Raw genomic sequence first — 20,553 nt, 5'->3', positions numbered from 1 at the left:
GGTCAGTGCGCTTCTACGTTCTTCAGCACAGCCGGATTCTACGTGCGTAGACACAGGTTGACGACGGGGATACACCCTCCGGAGCACTGCTGTGAAGGAGCTGATCATGGCCAATGTCGTACGTGCCGCGCTCGTCCAGGCCACATGGACCGGCGATACCGAATCGATGATCGCGAAGCATGAGGAGTACGCCCGGCAGGCGGCCGCCCAGGGCGCCAAGGTGATCGGCTTCCAGGAGGTGTTCAACGCCCCGTACTTCTGTCAGGTGCAGGAGGCGGAGCACTACCGGTGGGCCGAACCGGTGCCGGACGGGCCGACCGTCCAGCGGATGCGGGAGCTGGCCCGGGAGACCGGGATGGTGATCGTGGTGCCGGTCTACGAGGTCGAGCAGTCGGGCTTCTACTACAACACCGCGGCCGTGATCGACGCGGACGGCAGCTACCTCGGCAAGTACCGCAAGCACCACATCCCCCAGGTCAAAGGCTTCTGGGAGAAGTACTACTTCAAGCCCGGCAACATGGGCTGGCCGGTGTTCGACACCGCCGTCGGCAAGGTCGGCGTCTACATCTGCTACGACCGGCACTTCCCCGAGGGCTGGCGGGAGCTGGGGCTCTCCGGTGCCCAACTGGTCTACAACCCCTCGGCGACCTCCCGCGGTCTGTCCGCGTATCTGTGGCAGCTGGAACAGCCCGCCGCGGCCGTCGCCAACGAGTACTACATCGCGGCGATCAACCGCGTGGGTGTGGAGGAGTACGGCGACAACGACTTCTACGGCACCAGCTACTTCGTCGATCCGCGCGGCCAGTTCGTCGGCGAGGTGGCCAGTGACAAGGAGGAGCAGCTGATCGTCCGGGACCTCGACTTCGATGTCATCGACGAGGTGCGCCAGCAGTGGGCCTTCTACCGCGACCGACGGCCCGACGCCTACGAGGGGCTGGTGAAGCCATGAGTGAGCAGCCCTCGGGCGTCCACGCCGCGCTGCACCGGCGCCACCGGGCCGTGCTGCCCGACTGGCTGGCCCTGTACTACCAGCGGCCCATCGAGATCACCCACGGCGAGGGGCGGCACGTCTGGGACGCCGAGGGCAACCGCTACCTCGACTTCTTCGGCGGCATCCTCACCACGATGACCGCCCACGCCCTGCCCGAGGTCACCAAGGCGGTCAGCGAGCAGGCGGGCCGGATCCTGCACAGCTCCACGCTCTACCTCGACCGCCCCATGGTGGACCTGGCCGAGCGTGTCGCCGCCCTGTCCGGCATCCCCGACGCGCGGGTCTTCTTCACCACCTCCGGCACCGAGGCCAATGACACCGCCCTGCTGCTGGCCACCACCCACCGCCGCTCCAACCAGATCCTGGCGATGCGTAACAGCTACCACGGCCGGTCGTTCTCGGCGGTGGGCATCACCGGCAATCGCTCCTGGTCGCCGACCAGCCTGTCCCCGTTGCAGACCCTGTACGTCCACGGCGGGGTGCGCGGCCGGGGACCCTTCGCCGACCTCGGCGACGCCGAGTTCATCCAGGCGTGTGTGAACGACCTCGAGGACATCCTCGGCCAGGCGCACGGCAATGTCGCCGCCCTGATCGCCGAACCGATCCAGGGCGTCGGCGGGTTCACCTCGCCGCCCGACGGACTGTTCGCCGCCTTCCGCGAGGTGCTCGACCGGCACGGCATCCTGTGGATCACCGATGAGGTGCAGACCGGGTGGGGCCGCACCGGTGACCACTTCTGGGGCTGGCAGGCCCATGAGGGATCCGGGCCGCCGGACATCCTCACCTTCGCCAAGGGCATCGGCAACGGCATGTCCATCGGCGGAGTGGTCGCCCGCGCGGAGGTCATGAACTGCCTGGACGCCAACTCCATCTCCACTTTCGGCGGCAGCCCGGTCACCATGGCCGCGGGCCTCGCCAACCTCAACCACCTGGTCGAACACGACCTCCAGGGCAATGCGCGGCGCGTCGGCGGACTGCTCATCGAGCGGCTGCGGGCCGCGACCGTCGGTCTCGACACCGTCCGCGACGTACGCGGCCGGGGTCTGATGATCGGCATCGAACTGGTCGAGCCGGGCACCGACCGGCCGTCCCCCGAGGCCGCCTCCACCGTCCTGGAGGCCGCCCGCGAGGGCGGACTGCTCATCGGCAAGGGCGGCGCGCACAACAGCAGTGTGCTGCGTATCGCCCCGCCGCTCAGCCTCACCGTCGCCGAGGCGGAGGAGGGCGCGGAGATCCTCGAGGCCGCCCTCCAGGCCACCCAGTCCGGAAGGAGTGCGAGCTGATGCCCCGTACCGTGATCCGTGGTGGGCTTGTCATCACCGCCGCCGAGGAGACCCACGCCGACGTCCTGATCGAGGACGAGAAGATCGTGGCCCTGGCCGCGTCCGACAGCGAGTGCGCCCGCGGCTGGACCGCCGACCGCACCATCGACGCCACCGGGAAGTACGTCATCCCCGGCGGGGTCGATCCGCACACCCATATGGAGATGCCCTTCGGCGGCACCTTCGCCGCCGACACCTTCGAGACCGGCACCCGGGCCGCGGCCTGGGGCGGCACCACCACCATCGTCGACTTCGCCATCCAGACCAAGGGCCACGCGCTGCGCGAGGGCCTGGACGCCTGGCATCTGAAGGCGGGCGGGAACTGCGCCATCGACTACGGCTTCCACATGATCCTCTCCGATGTCGACCAGGGGTCGCTGAAAGAGATGGATCTGCTGGTGGAGGAGGGCGTGACCAGCTTCAAGCTGTTCATGGCCTATCCGGGCGTCTTCTACAGCGACGACGGCCAGATCCTGCGCGCCATGCAGCGCGGCGCCCACAACGGCGGGCTGATCATGATGCACGCCGAGAACGGCATCGCCATCGACGTCCTGGTCGAACAGGCCCTCGCCGAGGGCCGGACCGACCCCCGCTACCACGGTGAGGTCCGCAAGGCGCTGCTGGAGTCCGAGGCCACCCACCGCGCCATCCAGCTCGCCCGGGTGGCCGGCGCCCCGCTGTACGTGGTGCACGTCTCCGCCGAGGAGGCCGTCGCCGAGCTGACCCAGGCCCGGGACAAGGGGCTGCCGGTCTTCGGCGAGACCTGTCCGCAGTACCTCTTCCTGTCCACCGACAACCTCGCCGAACCGGACTTCGAGGGCGCCAAGTACGTGTGCTCCACTCCGCTGCGGCCGCGGGAGCACCAGGCGGCGCTGTGGCGGGGCCTGCGCACCAACGACCTCCAAGTCGTCTCCACCGACCACTGCCCCTTCTGCTTCAGCGGTCAGAAGGAGCTTGGCCGCGGGGACTTCTCGAAGATTCCCAACGGAATGCCGGGTGTGGAGCACCGGATGGATCTGCTCCACCAGGCCGTGGTGGACGGCCATATCTCCCGCCGCCGCTGGATCGAGATCGCCTGCGCCACCCCGGCCCGGATGTTCGGCCTCTACCCGAAGAAGGGCACCATCGCCCCCGGGGCCGACGCCGATGTGGTCATCTACGATCCGGGCGCCGAACAGACCCTCTCGGTGGAGACCCACCACATGAACGTCGACTACTCGGCGTACGAGGGCAAGCAGATCACCGGACAGGTCCGGACCGTGCTGTCGCGCGGCACCACCGTCATCGACCAGCGGGAGTACACCGGCCGCGCCGGACACGGCCGGTATGTGCCGCGCGCCACCTGTCAGTACCTCTCCTGAACACCCCGAACCTGGAGCAAGCATGGACTTCGGACTCGTCCTTCAGACGGATCCGCCCGCGTCAGGGGTGGTCGACCTGATGCAACGCGCCGAGAACAACGGCTTCCGCTACGGCTGGACCTTCGACTCCGCCGTGCTGTGGCAGGAGCCCTTCGTCATCTACAGCCGCATCCTGGAACACACCGAGCGGCTGATCGTCGGCCCGATGGTCACCAACCCCGGCACCCGCACCTGGGAGGTGACCGCCTCCACCTTCGCCACCCTCAACGACATGTACGGCAACCGCACGGTCTGCGGGATCGGCCGCGGCGACTCCGCGATGCGGGTGGCGGGCCGCAAGCCCAACACCCTCGCCCGGCTGGGCGAGGCCATCGACACCATCCGCGATCTGGCCGAGGGCCGCGAGGCGGTCGTGGACGGCAACCCGCTGCGCATCCCGTGGATCAAGGACGGCCGGCTCCCGGTGTGGATGGCCGCCTACGGCCCCAAGGCACTGGCGCTGACCGGGCAGAAGGCCGACGGCTTCATCCTCCAGCTGGCCGATCCGTTCCTGACCGAGTGGATGGTCAAGGCGGTGCGGGACGCCGCCGCCGAGGCCGGGCGCGACCCGGACGCGGTCACCATCTGCGTCGCCGCGCCCGCGTACGTCGGGGACGACATCGCCCACGCCCGTGAGCAGTGCCGCTGGTTCGGCGGGATGGTCGGCAACCACGTGGCCGACCTCGTCTCCCGTTACGGCGCGCACTCGGCGGCCGTCCCCGAGTCCCTGACCGCGTACATCAAGGACCGGCAGGGCTACGACTACAGCCACCACGGCCGCACCGGTAACCCCGACACCGCGTTCGTCCCCGACGAGATCGTGGACCGCTTCTGTCTGCTGGGCCCGGCGGAGGCGCATATCGAGAAGCTGGAGCGGCTGCGGTCGCTGGGCGTCGACCAGTTCGCCATCTACGCGATGCACGACGCCAAGGAGTCGACCATCGACGCCTACGGCGAGCGGATCATCCCCGCCCTCGCCGGATAACTCCTTCCGCGGGCCGGTCGGTTCAGGCCGGTCCGCGGTTCTCTCCCCCTTGTCCGGCCGACCGTGGCCTAGGTCCTGTCCTGTCGATCTTCGTGGATCAGGCCGCGGCGTCTGGTGCCGTGGATCGCAAGGCGGAGGGTCGTCCTCGTACTGGGCGTACTCGGAAGATCCCGACAACGCGGCGAGGCGCGGTGCCAGGCGTCGCGGGCCCGCGAAGATCGGCAGGACAGGGCCTAAGAGCCGCGCACGGCCGCGTTCCCTTCTCCGCGCCCCGCGTTTCCCCTCTCCCCATCTCGAACGAACAGGGTCGTCATGACCGGTACCGCACCTCCCCCCGCCCAGACCACCCACCCCGACGGCCGCGTCGAGCTGCTGCCCGGCACCTCCCTGGCCGACAGCCGCTTCAGCAACGAGGATCTGCGCCCGGTGCCGGTGGCCGAACGCCGCTGGACCACCTACAACTTCACCGCGCTGTGGGTCGGCATGGCCCACAACATCCCTTCCTGGACCCTCGCCTCCGGTCTGGTCGCCCTCGGCATGGACTGGAAGCAGGCCGTCTTCACCATCGCCCTGGCCAATGTCATCGTGCTGCTGCCGATGCTGCTCACCGGCCACGCCGGGCCCAAGTACGGCATCCCGTTCCCGGTGCTGGCACGCGCCTCGTTCGGACTGCGCGGCGCCAACCTCCCCGCGCTGATCCGGGCCGCCGTGGCCTGCGCCTGGTTCGGGATCCAGACCTGGATCGGCGGACAGGGCATCTACGTCCTGCTGGGCAAGGTCTTCGGCGGCGGCTGGGCGAAGGCCGGGGAGATCGGTGGCTACCCCTGGACCCTGTGGCTGTGCTTCATCGTCTTCTGGGCGCTGGAACTGGCCATCATCTACCGGGGCATGGAGACCCTGAGGCGGTTCGAGAACTGGGCCGCGCCCTTCGTGCTCGTCGGGGCCGTGGTGCTGCTGGTCTGGATAGCCGTCAAGGCGGGCGGTTTCGGCTCGCTGCTCGACCAGCCCTCCAAGCTGGGCTGGGGCAGCGACTTCTGGCCCGTCTTCTTCCCCGCCCTCATGGGCATGATCGGTTTCTGGGCCACCCTCTCCCTCAACATCCCCGACTTCACCCGCTTCGGCGCGGGCCAGCGGGCACAGGTGTGGGGCCAGTCGCTGGGCCTGCCCACCACCATGACGGCCTTCGCCCTGCTGTCGGTCCTCGTCACCTCGGGCTCCGAGGCCGTCTACGGCGAGGCCATCTGGGACCCGGTGGCACTCGCGGGCAAGACGGACAATGTCTTCGGTCTGCTCTTCGCGCTGGTGACGGTGCTGATCGCCACCATCTCGGTGAACATCGCGGCCAATGTCGTCTCGCCGGCCTACGATCTGGCCAATCTGGCGCCGAAGCTCATCACCTTCCGCACCGGGGCGCTGATCACCGGCATCGTCGGTGTGGTGATCTTCCCGTGGAAGCTCACCTCCACCCCGGAGCTGTACATCTTCACCTGGCTCGGGGTGGTCGGCGGCCTGCTCGGCACGGTCGCCGGGGTGCTGATCGCCGACTACTGGATCATCCGTCGTACGGTGCTGGACCTCGCCGATCTCTACCGGCCCGGTGGCCGCTACTGGTACACCTCCGGCTGGAACTGGCGGGCCGTGGTCGCCTTCGCGGTCGGCGGGGTGCTCGCGGTGGGCGGCTCGTACTCCCAGCCCGGGAAGGGCCCGTTCCCGCAGGACGGGATGATTCCGTTCCTCCAGCCGCTGGCCGACTACGGCTGGGCGGTCGGGCTCGGGGCGTCCCTGGTGCTCTACACCGCGCTGATGCTGCCCGGAGCCGCCCGGCACCGCACCGGCTGACGCCCGAATCCCCCGGGTCTCCGACGGGCGGTCAGGGGCGGTCAGGGGCGGTCAGGGGGTTCACCTGGGTGTCACCGTCCGGCCGCCGCCGGTCCACCGGCTGTCGGAGCGACATGGTTCGATGAGCGCATGATCGAGCAATTTCTCGCGGGTGATCTCTCCGCGGTCGAGGAGGCGGTCCGCAAGGCGGCCGCCGCCGAGATCATGCCGCGCTTCCGGCAGCTCGGCGATCACGAGATCGTCGAGAAGAACGGCCCGCACGACCTCGTCACCACCGCCGACCGGCTGGCCGAGGAGCATCTGGCGGCATCCCTGACCAGCCTGCTGCCCGGCTCGGCCGTCGTAGGCGAGGAGGGTGTGCACGCCGACCCCTCGGTCCTCGACGCGCTCGGCGGAGACGCCCCGGTGTGGATCGTCGACCCGGTCGACGGCACCCGGCAGTTCGTCCACGGGGACCCGGGCTTCTCGACCCTCGTCGCCCTCGCCCACCACGGTGAACTGCTGGCCTCCTGGACCTTCGCCCCGGCCCTGGACGAGATGGCCGTGGCCCGGCGCGGCCAGGGTGCCTGGCTCAACGGCGAGCCGATACGCTCCGGCTCCCCGGAGCCCGGCACGGTCCTCGAAGTGGCCATCTCCCACTACGACTTCACCACGGACGCGGAGAAGCGTGCCCTGTCCGGTCTGGCCACCCCGGGCGCCCGGCCGCGGCCCTGCGGTTCGGCCGGTCTGGAGTATCTGAAGGTGGCCCGCGGTGAGCTCGACGCCCTCGCCTTCACCTGGGAGAACGCCTGGGACCACGCCGCGGGGCTGCTGCTGGTCGCCGAGGCGGGCGGCGCCAGCGCCACACTGACCGGCGAGCCGTTCCGTATCACCGGCGGAAACGCCCTTCCTTTCGCAGCGGCCCGGGACGAGGCGACCGTACGGCATATCCTGGGCCTGCTGGCCACGGCCGGCTGATCGTTTCACTGATCCTCACAGGCGAGGAGGAGGCCGACGTGCCGTCGATGCTCGACGCGGTTGTGGTGGGTGCCGGACCGAACGGGCTGACCGCGGCCGTCGAACTCGCCCGCCGCGGCTGTGCGGTGGAGGTCTTCGAAGCGGCCGACACGATCGGCGGCGGCTCCCGCACCGAAGAGCTCACCCTCCCCGGCTTCCGCCACGACCCCTGCTCCGCCGTGCATCCCCTCGCGGTCGGCTCCCCGGCCTTCGACCGGATGCCGCTGGCCCGGCACGGCCTGGAGTGGCTGCACCCCGAGCTGCCGCTGGCCCACCCCTTCCCGGACGGCTCCGCCGCGGTGCTGGCCCGCTCGGTCGGCGAGACGGCCATGTCGCTCGGACCGCGCGACGCCGGGACCTACCGGCGGCTGATCGCGCCCTACCTCGGCACCTGGCACACCTTCGCCCCCGACATCCTGCGCACCCAGTGGGACGGGGTGCCGCGCGACCCGGTCACCTGGGTCCGCTTCGGGCTGCACGCCCTCCAGTCCGTCGCCCTCCTCACCCGCCGCTTCCGCGACGAGAAGGCGAAGGCCCTGTTCAGCGGGCTCGCCGGACATGCCATCGCGCCGACCAGCGCCCTCACCACGGCGGGCCCCGCGCTGATCTTCGCGATCGCCGCCCATGAGGTCGGCTGGCCGGTGCCGCGCGGCGGCTCCCAGTCCATCGCGGACGCCCTCGGCTCGTATCTGCGGGAGCAGGGCGGCGCGATCCATGTCGGCACCCCCGTCAAACGGCTCGACGAGCTGCCGCCCGCCCGCGCGTATGTCTTCGACACCTCGCCCACCGCGCTGGCCCGGATCGCCGGACTGGGCAACGCCTTCGGCCGCTACCGCTACGGGGCCTCCGTCTTCAAGATCGACTACGCGCTGGACGGCCCGGTGCCGTGGACCGCGCCCGACGCCCGCCGCGCCGGGACCGTCCACATCGGCCCCACCGCGGGCGAGATCGGCGCGGCGCTTCGGGCGGCCACCGAGGGCCGCGATCCGAGCGTGCCATTCTTGATCAGTGCCCAGCCCTCCCTGCTCGACCCCTCCCGGGCCCCCGAGGGCAAGCACACCTTCTGGGTCTACGGCCATGTGCCCAGCGGCTGGAAGGGCGATGCCACGGAGGTCATCGAGCGGCAGATCGAGCGCTTCGCGCCCGGCTTCCGCGATCTCGTCCTGGCCCGTGCGGTGGCCGGACCGCCCGAACTGGCCGCGCGCAACGCCAACTACGTGGACGGCGACATCGCCTGTGGTGCCTTCGAGGGCATCCAGGCGGTGATACGGCCCCGGCTGGCCCGCGTTCCGTACGCCACCCCGCACCCCGCCGTCTTCCTGTGCTCCTCGGCCACCCCGCCCGGTCCGGGCGTCCACGGGATGTCCGGGCACCATGCGGCGCGGGCGGTGTGGCGGAGGCTGCGGCAGCGGCGGTAGCACCGTCCGCACGGCGATGACCGCCGTGCCCCCGGTCCGTCAGTGCGGAATGGTGTCGATGACCTCGCGGGCGCCCTGGCGCAGCAGCGCCACCGCCACCGAGGTGCCCAGGGTGGCCGGGTCCAGCGGGCCCGCCCACTCATGGGCGTCCAGCACCGTCTTGCCGTCCGGGCTGAACACCCGGGCGCGCAGCGACAGGCGCCCGTCGCGCTCGGCCTTGGCGAAGCCCGCGATGGGGGAGTTGCAGTGCCCCTGGAGGACATGCAGCAGCATCCGCTCCGCGGTGACCTCCTTCCACGCGTCGGTGTCACCGAGCCCGGAGACGGCCTCGATCGTGGCGGTGTCGTCCTCCCGGCACTGGAGTCCGAGCACCCCGGCCCCGATCGGCGGGCACATGGTGTCGACGGAAAGGATCTCGCTGATCCGGTCGGTACGGCCGATGCGCTCCAGCCCGGAGACGGCCAGCAGCAGCGCGTCCGCGTCGCCCGCGTCCAGCTTCTCCAGCCGGCGGTTGGCGTTGCCGCGCATCGGCACGCACTGGACATGCGGGTGGGTGACGGCGAGTTGGGCGACCCGCCGCACCGAGGAGGTGCCGATCCGGGCGCCCTCGGGCATCTGGTCGAGGGTCAGCCCCTCAGGGTGGATCACGGCGTCGCGGATGTCGTCCCGCTTGAGGTAGGCGGCGAAGACGGTGCCCGCGGGCAACGGCCGGTCGGCGGGGACGTCCTTGATGCAGTGCACGGCCAGATCGGCCTCGCCCGCCAGCAGCGCCGCGTCGACCTCCTTGGTGAACGCGCCCTTCCCGCCCAGCTTCGACAGATCGCCCATCCACCGGTCGCCGGAGGTGGTGACCGGCACGACTTCGGTACGGATTCCGGGGTGGAGGGCCGCGAGCTCGGCGCGGACCCGCTCGACCTGGGCCAGGGCCATGGGGGAGGAACGGGAGACGATGCGGATGAGGTCGGTGGACGACATGGCGTACACGATAGGGCGTCCGGGCCGACTGCCTGACCACGATGCGGACGGGGTGACGAGCCGCACGTCCGTGCCGGACTGCGGCGGTCAGGCCGTACGGGGCCGCGAGAGCTGCCAGGTGGCGGAAATCGTCATGCTGGCCTGTCCGTTGGCACCGACGATGCCCAGTTTGAGGTCCTGGCCGACCTGCACCCCGAACTGCACCTGGATCTCGTCGGGCGGGTTCGGCGCGGCGGACACCGCGTCATGGACCTCCTGCAACAGCGGGCCCAGCGGCCGCAGTACGGTCCGCAGCCCCTCCGTCACCAGCACCGTGGTCGGACGCCGGGCCCGGGACACCGGTGTCACCCCGCCGAACCCGCCGGGCAGCGGGTCCGCCGCCGTCGTACCGGCTTCGGGGCTGCCGTTGGCGGTGGCCACGGGGGTCAGCTCGAGGCGTACGGGGGTGCCATCGGGAAGCGGGATCTCGGCGTAGTCCGTCACATGGCCATGATGCCGACCCCGGCGCCCCCGGTCTGCCCGTTTCACACAACATCCCTCGTCGGACGGGCGGCTCCGTCCCCGGCCGACGTCCATGTCGGATTTCCGCGAGCACCGTCCCATCCGTCGGCGGATGCTTGAGACATGCACACCGACACCGACCGGTGCCTGCGCGCGGCGCAGGCCAAAGACGCCCGCTTCGACGGGTGGTTCTTCATCGCCGTCGTCACCACCGGTATCTACTGCCGTCCGAGCTGCCCGGTCGTCGGTCCGAAGCCCGAGAACATGCGGTTCTACCCCAGCGCCGCCGCCGCCCAGCAGGCCGGATTCCGGGCCTGCAAACGGTGCCGTCCCGACGCCAGCCCCGGCTCTCCGCAGTGGAACGAGCGCGCCGACCTGGTGGCCCGCGCCATGCGGCTGATCGCGGACGGCGTGGTGGACCGGGACGGGGTGCCGGGTCTTGCCGCGCGGCTCGGCTACAGCACCCGCCAGATCGAGCGCCAGCTCCTCGCCGAGCTGGGCGCGGGGCCGCTGGCGCTGGCCCGCGCCCAGCGGGCGCAGACCGCGCGGCTGCTCATCGAGACCAGCCCGCTGCCGATGGCCGACATCGCCTTCGCCGCCGGGTTCGCCAGCATCCGTGCCTTCAACGAGACCGTGCGCGAGGTCTTCGCGCTCACCCCGACCGAGCTGCGGCAGCGGGCCAGAAGCGGTCCGCAGTCCGCCGTCCCCGGCGCGCTGACCCTGCGGCTGCCCTTCCGGGCGCCGCTGTGCCCGGACAACCTCTTCGGACATCTGGCCGCCACCGCGGTCCCCGGTGTGGAGGAGTGGCGCGACGGCGCCTACCGGCGCACGCTGCGGCTGCCGTACGGGCCCGGGGTGGTCGCCCTGAGCCCGCGCCCGGACCACATCGCCTGTCAGCTCTCGCTCGCCGATCTGCGGGACCTGGCCGGGGCGATCAACCGCTGCCGCCGCCTGCTGGACCTCGATGCCGACCCGGCCGCCGTGGACGAACTGCTGCGCTCCGACGAGCAGCTCGCCCCGCTGGTCGACAAGGCCCCGGGGCGGCGGGTGCCGCGCACGGTGGACGCCGAGGAGTTCGCGGTGCGCGCCGTCCTCGGCCAGCAGGTGTCCACGGCGGCGGCCCGTACCCACGCGGGCCGTCTGGTGACCGCCCACGGCGAGCCCGTGGCGGACCCGGCGGGCGGACTGACCCATCTCTTCCCGACCGCACGGGCCCTGGCCGGACTCGACCCGGAGGCACTGGCCATGCCGCGCACCCGCCGCGCCACGCTCACCGGTCTGATCGACGCCCTCGCCGAGGGCCGTGTCGCGCTCGGCGTCGGCACCGACTGGGACGAGGCCCGTGCCGGTCTCGCCGCGCTGCCCGGCCTCGGCCCGTGGACCGTCGAGGTCATCGCGATGCGCGCGCTCGGCGACCCGGACGCGTTCGTCCCGACCGACCTCGGGGTACGGAGGGCGGCCGGGCACCTGGGCATGCCCGCCACCCCGGGAGCCCTCACCCGTTGGTCCACGCGGTGGCGGCCGTGGCGGGCGTACGCCGTCCAGTACCTGTGGGCGACGGACGAGACGCATGCGATCAACCGGCTGCCGACGCCCTGAGGCAGGGAAGGGCAGGGGATCCCGAGCTCCCGGCGCGCCCGGGGGATTCCACCACCCCCCGGGAAGCTTGCGGGAAGCCCTCGCGAACGCCCTGAGAAGGCCCCGGATCAGCCCTCAGGAACAGCCCCAGCAACCACCCGAGGAAGACACCGACCATGACCACGACCACCCGCACGACGGCGATCACCCACACCGTCATCGACAGCCCCTGCGGCCCGCTCACCCTGGTCGCCACCGGCGCTGTGCTCAGCGGTCTCTACATGACCGAGCAGCGGCACCGCCCGCCCGAGGAGAGCTTCGGCGCGCCCGGCGACCCCGACGACGCACCGTTCACCGAGACCGCCCGTCAGCTCGCCGCCTACTTCGCGGGCGACCTGACCGACTTCGACCTGCCCCTGAAGCTGACCGGTACGCCTTTCCAACGGCGCGTCTGGGAGGAGCTGTGCCGTATCCCGTACGGCGAGACGCTCTCCTACGGGCAGCTCGCCGACCGCATCGGGCAGCCCACCGCGTCCCGTGCCGTCGGTCTGGCCAACGGCAAGAACCCGGTGGGCATCATCGTCCCCTGCCACCGTGTCGTCGGCTCCTCCGGCAGCCTCACCGGCTACGGCGGCGGCCTCGACCGCAAGCGCCGGCTCCTGGACTTCGAGAGCGGATCCGGACTCGTCGGCATCTGGGACCTCGTGGGCTGACGCGGCGCGGCGCGCCGCGTCAGCCGCCTGCCGCGATCCGGTCCAGCAGGGCCGGAAGCGCCTCACCGATGGGGTCGCGGACGACCTCGTCCGCGATTTCGTCGTACGGGGTCGGCTCGGCGTTGACGATGATCAGCCGGGCGCCGCTCTCCGCCGCCATCCCGGCGAGGGAGGCCGCGGGCTGCACCTGGAGGCTGGTGCCGACCGCGATGAAGATCTCGCAGGCCCGCGCCACCGCGACCGCCTCGGTCAGCACCTCGGGGTCCAGGCTCTGCCCGAACATCACCGTCGCCGACTTCAGGATCCCGCCGCACTCCTCGCACGCCGGGTCCGGATCGCCGGACTCCACCCGCTCCAGCGCGTCCGCCATCGCCGAGCGCGCGTGGCAGACCGTGCACTGGACGACCCGTGCGGTGCCGTGCAGTTCGAGCACCTTGCGCGCGGGCAGCCCGGCGAGCTGGTGCAGTCCGTCCACGTTCTGGGTGATCACCCGGACCGGCACCCCGGACCGCTCCAGCCGCACCACGGCCTCGTGCGCCCCGTTCGGCCGGGCGTGCATCGCCTTGCTGCCGCGCCGCATCTGCCAGGAGCGGCGCCGGATCTCCGGGTCGGTCATGTAGTAGTCGTACGTCACGAGCTTCTCGGCCTCCGGGTCTTGCCGCCACAGCCCCTGCGGGCCGCGGTAGTCGGGGATCCCGGAGTCCGTGGAGATGCCCGCCCCGCTCAGGATCGCCACCAGGGGCCGGTGCTGTGTCTCGCTGCTCATGCCGCCGAGCGTACGCAGCCGACGCGACCAGCGGCGACCGCGTTTGCCGGTAAACCGGAAGCGGCGTTCACCCACGCGGTGGGGATTCGCCGATTCCGGTCACATGGCGTGACCGGCCAGTCCTACGCTGCCCGAAAATCATTCCGACGCAGCGGAGGGGACCTATGGCGGATCCGCACGACGAGGACGCGGGCGCGCGGTGGACCTGTTCCGCGCGCTGGGACGGCAGATCAAGGTGTTACGGGAGCGGGCCGGGCTGAAGCAGAAGGAGTTGGGGGAGCGGCTCGGCTACTCGGAGGCGACCATCTCGTCGGTCGAGCGGGGGCTGCGGGTTCCGCAGCCGGAGCTGTTGGAGGCGGTGGACGACCTACTGGACGCGGGCGTGAGCGCGATCATCCAAGAGGCCGTACTGAGCCATCCCTTCGGGGGCCGGGACGTTCAGCGTGGCCAGTTGGAACGCTTGCTCGAGACAGCACGGATGCGTAACGTCGAAGTGCAGATCATGCCGACGGACAGCGAAGAGCACGCGGGAATGGGCGGTCCGTTCACGCTTCTCACTCCCAAAAGACGTTCGCAGGTTGCCTACTTGGAAGTGCAGAACCTCAGCCGACTGATCACAGACGCCGAGGAAGTGCGCATCCTGGCAGCGAAGTAGGAAGCATCCGCTCGCAGGCACTCACACCACGTGAGTCTCTGCTCTTGCTCGAGAAGATGCTGGGGGAGCTATGAACATCGAGAACGGCACGCCGCTCGACTGGTTCAAGAGCAGTTACAGCGGTGACGAGGGCGGTGAGTGCGTCGAGGTCGCTGTCAGCGAACGAATAGTCCACGTGCGGGACTCCAAGAACGTGAGGCGCCCTCATCTCACCGTCGGCCGAGCCGACTGGACCCGCTTCGTGCGCTACGTCGCGACGAGCTGAGCGCCCGCCACCGCCAGGCGGTGGGTGCGGGCCGCCAGGTCGCTGATGCGGGCGTTGTCGAAGCCGAAGACCGCGCTGCGCAGGCGGTCTTCGAGCGGGTCGGTCCACTGCCGTGGGATCGCCTCCGCACCGCACAGGACGCCCGCGACCGAGCCCGCCGTCGCGCCGTTGGAGTCGGTGTCGAGGCCGCCGCGGACGGTCAGGGTGATCGTGGAGGTGAAGTCCCCGGCGCCGTAGAGCAGTCCGGCGGTGATGACGGCGGCGTTGGGGACGACATGGATCCAGGGGAGGCCGATCGTCTCCCGTTCCAGCTGGTCCAGGGCGTCCGCCCAGCTCACGCCCGCGTCGTACAGGGACGCCGCGCGGCGGACGACGCGGGCCAGGCGGCAGCGCGGGGGGATGGGGGTCAGGGCCTCCTCGACGGCGGCGCGGGGGCTGTCGGCGGTGAAGGCGGCGGCGATCAGGGCGGCCGCCCACATCGCGCCGTACACCCCGTTGCCGGTGTGGGACAGCACGGCGTCTCGTCGTGCCATCCCGGCGGCGCGGCGCGGATCGCCGGGGTTGGCCCAGCCGTGGATGTCGGCGCGGATCAGGGCGCCGATCCACTCCTGGTACGGGTTGTCGAGCGTGGCACTGAGCGGCGGTTTCACCCCGGCCGCGAGATTGCGGTACGTGGCGCGCTCGGCGGTGAACGTCTGGAGATACGGCAGGCACAGCAGCCACACCTCGCCGACCTGCTCGGTGGTGAAGCCGAAGCCGTGGGTCTCCAGCAGATGCAGCCCCAGTACGGAGTAGTCCACGTCGTCGTCGCGGCAGCTGCCGTGGATCCGGCCGCGGGTGCACTCCTGCCACTCGGGGCGCAGCTCGAACTCCACCGGGTCCGGTGGCGGCTCCAGCGCGGGCAGGTAGTCGGTCAGCGGCAGGGCTCCGGCGCGGCGCAGATAGCGGTCGATGCGGTCACGGGTCCAGTGATCGCCGCGCTCGACGGGTTTGCCGAGCATGTTCCCGGCGACGCGGCCGAGCCAGCCGCCATGGATCCGGTCCGCGAGTGCGCTGCCGCTGAGGCCCATGTGTCAGGTGTACCGGAGTCCAGGGCGAAGCGCTCGGGAAAGGCGTCCGGGAAAGCGGTGGTGGGCAAGGGGCTTGGCGGCGGATAAGGTCGCAGCGGCGCGACTGCCTGTTCGGAAGCAAGGGGTTACCACGTGACGGACGAGGATAAGGCAGAGCCGACGAAGACATGGGCCGAGGGGCAGGCCACCCGGCCGACACGCGTGCTGATCGCCGCGGACAAGTTCAAGGGCTCGCTCACCGCCGTGCAGGTCGCCGAGCATGTGACGGCCGGGCTGCGCCGGGGCGCGGCGGACGGCGCCGAGCTGGAGATCGTGTCGCTGCCGGTCGCCGACGGCGGTGACGGCACGGTGGACGCGGCGGTCGCGGCCGGATTCCAGCAGCGCGAGGTGACGGTCACCGGGCCGCTGGGCGCCCCGGTGACGGCCGCGTACGCGCTGCGCGGGTCCACGGCCGTGGTGGAGATGGCCGAGGCGTCCGGGCTGCGGCACCTCCCGTCAGGGGTGTACGCACCGCTGACCGCGACCACCCACGGCAGCGGTGAGCTGCTGCGCGCGGCCCTGGACGCGGGGGCGCGCCGCATCGTCTTCGGCGTCGGCGGCAGCGCCACCACCGACGGCGGCGCGGGCATGCTCGGCGCGCTGGGGGCGCGGCTGCTGGACGCCGACGGCGCGCCCGTCGCCCCGGGCGGCGGCCCGCTGCGCGACCTGGCCACCGCGGATCTGACCGGTCTCGACCCGCGGCTGGCGGCCACCGAGATCGTGCTGGCCAGCGATGTCGACAATCCGCTGACCGGTCCGAAGGGCGCCGCGGCGGTCTACGGCCCGCAGAAGGGGGCGGGCGAGGAGGACGTCGAGGCGCTGGACGCCGCGCTCGCGCACTACGTACGGGTGCTGGAGCGCGCGGTCGGCTCCCGAGCCACCGACTGCGCCCAGGCGCCCGGCGCGGGCGCGGCGGGCGGCGTCGGCTTCGGCGCGCTCCTGGGCCTGGGCGCGGCCTTCCGCCCCGGTATCGACGTGATGCTGGAGGTGCTCGGCTTCGCGGCGGCGCTGGAGGGCGCGGACCTGGTGATCACGGGCGAGGGTTCGCTCGACGAGCAGACCCTGCACGGCAAGGCCCCGGCGGGCGTGGCCACGGCGGCGCGGGCCCACGGCGTCGAGGTCGTGGCGGTCTGCGGCCGCCTCGCCCTCTCCCCGTCGGCCCTGGGCAACGCGGGCATCCGCCGCGCCTACCCACTGACCGATCTGGAACCGGACCCGGCCCGCTGCATCGCCCACGCGGGCCCCCTCCTGGAACGCACCGCGGAACGCCTGGCGGCGGACTTCCTGGTCTGACTCCAGCGTTCCGGCGGAATTGGGTACGGGTACGGGGACGTACGCCCCGGGACGGCTGAGCACATCGCTGCCCTGCCCAGCCTGACGGTCCTCGACCTGGACCTGCCTGCTGTCCTTTCGGTGGCGCGCGACACTGCCGGATGGGCGATTGCCCACGCCGCCTACGTGGCCCACCCAACCCTGAGCGCCCTGATGGGACGAGGGTCGCGACGGCTGCGGCGGACGAGTGGAAGGGACGGCCGGTGCGCATCCTCGACGTGGGGCCGTAACGTGGGCCGTGACCCAAAACGCCGTGGGGCCCGAGCGGGAAGCTCGGGCCCCACGGCGTTTTGCCCAAGGGCGGGTGGCCTGGCGGCCGCTACGGAACCTGCGCCGCCCTGGCCTCGCGGCGGTTGTCGCGGAAGGCGTTGACCCGGCGGGCGGTGGCGAAGAGCGGGATCACCGCGCCCATGACCACCTGGAGGGCGCAGGCCGACTGGAGCAGCAGCTCGCCGCCGGGGGCCTCGAAGGCCCAGGCCGCCAGGAGGGCCATGCTGGTGACGATCCAGCCGAGCATGGCCACCGCGAGGCGGCCGCGGGGCTTGGGGTACTCCACCCGGCTCACCATCAGCCAGGCGACACCGATGATCGCCAGCAGGGTCGGTACGAAGGGCAGGCCCAGCAGGACCACCGAGACGACCGTCAGCGCGCCGAAGGGGCTCGGCATGCCCTGGAACACTCCGTCACGGAGTGTGACACAGGAGAATCTCGCCAGCCGTAGCACCACCGCCAGCAGCACCACGATGGCGGCCACCGCCGACACCCGCTGATAGGCGTGATTGTCGACCATGCCCCAGACCAGCACGAAGTACGCCGGGGCGAGACCGAAGCTGATCAGGTCCGAGAGGTTGTCCAGCTCCGCGCCCATCGCCGAACTGCGCAGCTTGCGCGCGACAAGCCCGTCGAAGAGGTCGAAGACGGATGCCAGCAGCATCAGCATCACCGCCGAGGCGGCGCTGTGGCGCGTCATACCGCCGTCCTCGCTGCCCGTCAGATGCGGGATGAGAACGCCGGTGGTGGTGAAGTACACCGCCAGGAAGCCACAGGTGGCGTTGCCGAGGGTGAGGGTGTCGGCTATCGACAGTCGTGTCGACAGCGGCATGTCGTCCGTCTCGTCGATGTCGTCCACCTCGGCTTCGGGAACCCAGGAAGCCTGTGTATCCGGATCAATCACGGTCAAGGCGAGTCACCCCCGCGGTGGTGGCCTGGCCGACCTCGACCGCTACGTCGACACCTTCGGGGAGGTAGATGTCCACGCGCGAGCCGAAGCGGATGAGACCGATCCGCTCACCCTGTTCGACCTTCGTGCCCTGTGGCACATAGGGCACGATACGCCGGGCGACGGCACCGGCGATCTGGACCATTTCGATGTCACCGAGCTCGGTGTCGAAGTGCCACACCACGCGCTCGTTGTTCTCGCTCTCCTTGTTGAAGGCGGGAACGAAGCCACCGGGGATGTGCTCGACCGAGGTCACCGTGCCGGCGAGCGGGGCCCGGTTGACATGGACATTGAGCGGGCTCATGAAGATCGCGACGCGGGTGCGTCCGTCCTTCCAGGGCATGATGCTCTGCACCACACCATCGGCGGGGGAGATCACCCGGCCTTGGGCGATCTCCCGCTCCGGGTCGCGGAAGAACCACAGCATGCCCGCCGCGAGCGCGGTGGCGGGCACGGCGGCCGCCGCCCAGCGGCCGGAGCGGCGAGCGCGGGTGAGACTGACCGCCGCGGTGGCGACGGTCGGGAGGAGCCACGGCGATGCTCCGCGTGCGAGGCGTACACCGGCCAGGCTGTCGCGATGTGCAGAGGAATGGCTGTGGGGCATGGATGACCTTCGTAGCGGAGGATGCCGCGACGCAAGACTGGGGACGGCGGCTTTCCGGGATGGTATCGGTTGCGAGCGGTAACTGGGCAAGCGCCAGGGCCTGTCGGTGGCCGAAGACCCCTGGCGCGGTGTGACCTTCTTCTCTCGGATACCACCCCAAAAGGGACGTTCAGCCTTGGGTTCGGTATTCCTCCAGGAGTCGTCGGCCAATAATCATTTTCTGGATCTCAGCGGTACCTTCGCCGATGAGGAGCATCGGCGCCTCCCGGTAGAGGCGCTCGATCTCGTATTCCTTGGAGAAGCCGTAGCCCCCATGGATGCGGAAGGCGTCCTCTACGACCTCTTTGCAGTACTCCGACGCCAGGTACTTCGCCATTCCCGCCTCGAGGTCGTTGCGTGCGCCCGCGTCCTTCTTGCGGGCCGCATTGACCATCATCGCATGGGCCGCCTCGACCTTTGTTCCCATTTCGGCCAGTTTGAACTGGATGGCCTGGTGCTGAGCGATCGCCTTACCGAAGGTATGCCGTTCTTGTGCGTATGCAACGCCCAGCTCAAATGCGCGTTGTGCCACGCCACAGCCACGGGCGGCCACATTGACCCGGCCGACCTCGACTCCGTCCATCATTTGGTAAAAACCGCGATTGGGGGAGCCGCCGAGGACCCGATCGGCCGGAATGCGCAGTCCGTCCATGATCAGCTCGGTGGTGTCGACGCCCTTGTAGCCCATCTTCTCGATCTTGCCGGGGATGGTCAGACCCGGCCTGACCTCGCCGAAGCCCGGCTCCTTCTCGACCAGGAAGGTGGTCATCGACTTATGCGGGGCGGCGCCCTCCGCGGCCCCCTCGGGGGTCCGGCACAACACCGCCACCAGCGTTGAGCTGCCGCCGTTGGTCAGCCACATCTTCTGCCCGTTGAGGACGTAGTCGTCGCCGTCCCGCACCGCCTTGCTGGTGATCGCGGACACATCGGAGCCCAGCCCCGGCTCCGACATCGAGAAGGCGCCCCGGATCTCGCCCAGCGCCATCTTGGGCAGGAAGTAGTCCTTCTGCTCCTGGGTGCCGTGCTGCTTGAGCATGTACGCCACGATGAAGTGGGTGTTGATGATGCCGGACACGCTCATCCAGCCGCGCGCGATCTCCTCCACACACAGTGCGTAGGTGAGAAGCGACTCACCCAGACCGCCGTATTCCTCCGGGATCATCAGCCCGAAGATGCCGAGATCCTTCAGGCCCTCGACGATCGCGGTCGGGTATTCATCGCGGTGCTCCAGCTCGGTGGCGACCGGCAGGATCTCCTTGTCGACAAAATCCCTGACCGTGGAGAGGATCTCCCGCTGGATGTCGGTCAGGCCCTCGGTCTGCGCGAGACGGCTCATGTCACTGCTCTCCCAGCTCCGGGCGGCCCGGCTGCTCGCCGCCGCGCTCCTTGATGTACGTCGCGGTGGGCACCATCACCTTGCGGCGGAAGACACAGACGAGCGTGCCGTCCTGCTTGTAGCCCTTGGTCTCCACATACACGATGCCCCGGTCGTTCTTGGACTTCGACGGCGTCTTGTCCAGCACCGTGGTCTCGCCGTAGATCGTGTCGCCGTGGAAGGTCGGCGCGACATGCTTCAGTGACTCGATCTCCAGATTGGCGATGGCCTTTCCGGAGACATCCGGCACCGACATGCCCAGCAGCAGCGAGTAGATGTAGTTCCCGACCACGACGTTCTTGCCGAAGTCGGTCGTTTTCTCGGCGTAGTTGCTGTCCATGTGCAGCGGGTGGTGGTTCATGGTGAGCAGACAGAAGAGGTGGTCGTCGTACTCGGTGACGGTCTTCCCGGGCCAGTGCTTGTAGACCGCCCCGACCTCGAACTCCTCGTAGGTGCGCCCGAACTGCATGC

19 protein-coding genes and 1 pseudogene are annotated in these 20,553 nt (G+C 70.5%); 12 read left to right on the top strand and 8 right to left on the bottom strand.

Going from position 1 to position 20,553, the window contains the following annotated elements; all coding sequences use genetic code 11:
- The first annotated feature begins 106 nt into the window (after window positions 1-106).
- The 7 genes from AC4BEG_RS07025 to AC4BEG_RS06995 all read left to right on the top strand — a co-directional run bounded on the left by AC4BEG_RS07025 (window position 107) and on the right by AC4BEG_RS06995 (window position 8,951).
- Window positions 107-949 carry a nitrilase-related carbon-nitrogen hydrolase gene (locus tag AC4BEG_RS07025; RefSeq protein WP_490705041.1) on the top strand — a complete coding sequence of 281 codons (843 nt, stop codon included), beginning with the start codon at window positions 107-109 and terminating at the stop codon, window positions 947-949.
- The gene (locus tag AC4BEG_RS07020; protein ID WP_490705040.1) at window positions 946-2,274 is read left to right on the top strand and encodes an aspartate aminotransferase family protein; all 1,329 of its coding nucleotides are present in this window, start codon (window positions 946-948) and stop codon (window positions 2,272-2,274) included. Before AC4BEG_RS07025 ends, AC4BEG_RS07020 begins: the two co-directional genes overlap by 4 nt.
- Entirely contained in the window at window positions 2,271-3,674 is a 1,404-nt protein-coding gene (hydA, locus tag AC4BEG_RS07015) for a dihydropyrimidinase (RefSeq protein WP_490707005.1), read from the top strand. Before AC4BEG_RS07020 ends, hydA begins: the two co-directional genes overlap by 4 nt.
- Window positions 3,675-3,696: 22 nt before the next feature.
- Window positions 3,697-4,698, top strand: a complete 1,002-nt coding sequence (locus AC4BEG_RS07010) for a TIGR03842 family LLM class F420-dependent oxidoreductase (protein WP_490705039.1) — start codon at window positions 3,697-3,699, stop codon at window positions 4,696-4,698.
- 312 nt (window positions 4,699-5,010) lie between these two features.
- A complete protein-coding gene (locus tag AC4BEG_RS07005) occupies window positions 5,011-6,537 on the top strand; it encodes an NCS1 family nucleobase:cation symporter-1 (RefSeq protein WP_490705038.1) in 1,527 nt (508 codons plus the stop codon).
- Window positions 6,538-6,666: 129 nt separating this feature from the next.
- Window positions 6,667-7,494 (top strand): inositol monophosphatase family protein, encoded by an 828-nt coding sequence (locus AC4BEG_RS07000; RefSeq protein ID WP_490705037.1) that lies wholly within the window; start codon window positions 6,667-6,669, stop codon window positions 7,492-7,494.
- 47 nt (window positions 7,495-7,541) lie between these two features.
- Complete coding sequence (locus tag AC4BEG_RS06995) at window positions 7,542-8,951, top strand: phytoene desaturase family protein (protein ID WP_490707004.1); 1,410 nt, start codon at window positions 7,542-7,544, stop codon at window positions 8,949-8,951.
- Between the two features lie 39 nt (window positions 8,952-8,990).
- Here the strand turns inward: AC4BEG_RS06995 and hemC are convergent, their stop codons facing one another.
- Both hemC and AC4BEG_RS06985 read right to left on the bottom strand, forming a co-directional pair.
- On the bottom strand, window positions 8,991-9,926 hold the full coding sequence (gene hemC, locus AC4BEG_RS06990) for a hydroxymethylbilane synthase (RefSeq protein WP_201879613.1): 936 nt from the start codon (window positions 9,924-9,926) through the stop codon (window positions 8,991-8,993).
- 87 nt (window positions 9,927-10,013) lie between these two features.
- Complete coding sequence (locus AC4BEG_RS06985) at window positions 10,014-10,409, bottom strand: CU044_2847 family protein (RefSeq protein ID WP_490705036.1); 396 nt, start codon at window positions 10,407-10,409, stop codon at window positions 10,014-10,016.
- 141 nt (window positions 10,410-10,550) lie between these two features.
- Between AC4BEG_RS06985 and AC4BEG_RS06980 the strand changes: the two genes are divergently transcribed.
- Both AC4BEG_RS06980 and AC4BEG_RS06975 read left to right on the top strand, forming a co-directional pair.
- The gene (locus AC4BEG_RS06980; RefSeq protein WP_490705035.1) at window positions 10,551-12,026 is read left to right on the top strand and encodes an AlkA N-terminal domain-containing protein; all 1,476 of its coding nucleotides are present in this window, start codon (window positions 10,551-10,553) and stop codon (window positions 12,024-12,026) included.
- Between the two features lie 155 nt (window positions 12,027-12,181).
- Window positions 12,182-12,718 (top strand): methylated-DNA--[protein]-cysteine S-methyltransferase, encoded by a 537-nt coding sequence (locus AC4BEG_RS06975; protein WP_490705034.1) that lies wholly within the window; start codon window positions 12,182-12,184, stop codon window positions 12,716-12,718.
- 19 nt (window positions 12,719-12,737) lie between these two features.
- Here the strand turns inward: AC4BEG_RS06975 and AC4BEG_RS06970 are convergent, their stop codons facing one another.
- The gene (locus AC4BEG_RS06970; protein WP_490705033.1) at window positions 12,738-13,484 is read right to left on the bottom strand and encodes an SIR2 family NAD-dependent protein deacylase; all 747 of its coding nucleotides are present in this window, start codon (window positions 13,482-13,484) and stop codon (window positions 12,738-12,740) included.
- A gap of 199 nt (window positions 13,485-13,683) precedes the next feature.
- On the opposite strand from AC4BEG_RS06970, the pseudogene AC4BEG_RS06965 reads away from it, so the two are divergent.
- Together AC4BEG_RS06965 and AC4BEG_RS06960 are read left to right on the top strand one after the other, a co-directional pair.
- Window positions 13,684-14,213 (top strand): annotated as a pseudogene (locus AC4BEG_RS06965) (helix-turn-helix domain-containing protein).
- On the top strand, window positions 14,210-14,404 hold the full coding sequence (locus tag AC4BEG_RS06960; RefSeq protein ID WP_490705032.1) for a DUF397 domain-containing protein: 195 nt from the start codon (window positions 14,210-14,212) through the stop codon (window positions 14,402-14,404). Before AC4BEG_RS06965 ends, AC4BEG_RS06960 begins: the two are co-directional and overlap by 4 nt.
- On the opposite strand, the gene AC4BEG_RS06955 is transcribed toward AC4BEG_RS06960, so the two are convergent.
- A complete protein-coding gene (locus tag AC4BEG_RS06955) occupies window positions 14,386-15,474 on the bottom strand; it encodes an ADP-ribosylglycohydrolase family protein (protein ID WP_490705031.1) in 1,089 nt (362 codons plus the stop codon). The two genes, AC4BEG_RS06960 and AC4BEG_RS06955, sit on opposite strands and share 19 nt — an antisense overlap.
- A gap of 201 nt (window positions 15,475-15,675) precedes the next feature.
- On the opposite strand from AC4BEG_RS06955, the gene AC4BEG_RS06950 reads away from it, so the two are divergent.
- A complete protein-coding gene (locus AC4BEG_RS06950) occupies window positions 15,676-16,806 on the top strand; it encodes a glycerate kinase (protein ID WP_490707003.1) in 1,131 nt (376 codons plus the stop codon).
- Window positions 16,807-17,164: 358 nt separating this feature from the next.
- Here the strand turns inward: AC4BEG_RS06950 and pssA are convergent, their stop codons facing one another.
- The 4 genes from pssA to AC4BEG_RS06930 form a co-directional block, all read right to left on the bottom strand.
- Window positions 17,165-18,025, bottom strand: a complete 861-nt coding sequence (gene pssA / locus AC4BEG_RS06945) for a CDP-diacylglycerol--serine O-phosphatidyltransferase (protein ID WP_201879629.1) — start codon at window positions 18,023-18,025, stop codon at window positions 17,165-17,167.
- The gene (locus AC4BEG_RS06940) at window positions 18,012-18,668 is read right to left on the bottom strand and encodes a phosphatidylserine decarboxylase (RefSeq protein ID WP_490705030.1); all 657 of its coding nucleotides are present in this window, start codon (window positions 18,666-18,668) and stop codon (window positions 18,012-18,014) included. Before AC4BEG_RS06940 ends, pssA begins: the two co-directional genes overlap by 14 nt.
- A 169-nt stretch (window positions 18,669-18,837) precedes the next feature.
- The gene (locus AC4BEG_RS06935) at window positions 18,838-20,043 is read right to left on the bottom strand and encodes an acyl-CoA dehydrogenase family protein (protein ID WP_490705029.1); all 1,206 of its coding nucleotides are present in this window, start codon (window positions 20,041-20,043) and stop codon (window positions 18,838-18,840) included.
- 1 nt (window position 20,044) lies between these two features.
- Window positions 20,045-20,551, bottom strand: coding sequence for a MaoC family dehydratase (locus AC4BEG_RS06930; protein WP_201879821.1), 507 nt, complete (start codon window positions 20,549-20,551; stop codon window positions 20,045-20,047).
- Window positions 20,552-20,553 lie beyond the last annotated feature (2 nt).

The sequence above is a fragment of the Streptomyces sp. JLBJ103 genome (genome assembly GCF_058215575.1).
Note: the sequence above shows the minus strand (reverse complement) of the source record. Positions and strands in the feature narration are given on the sequence as shown.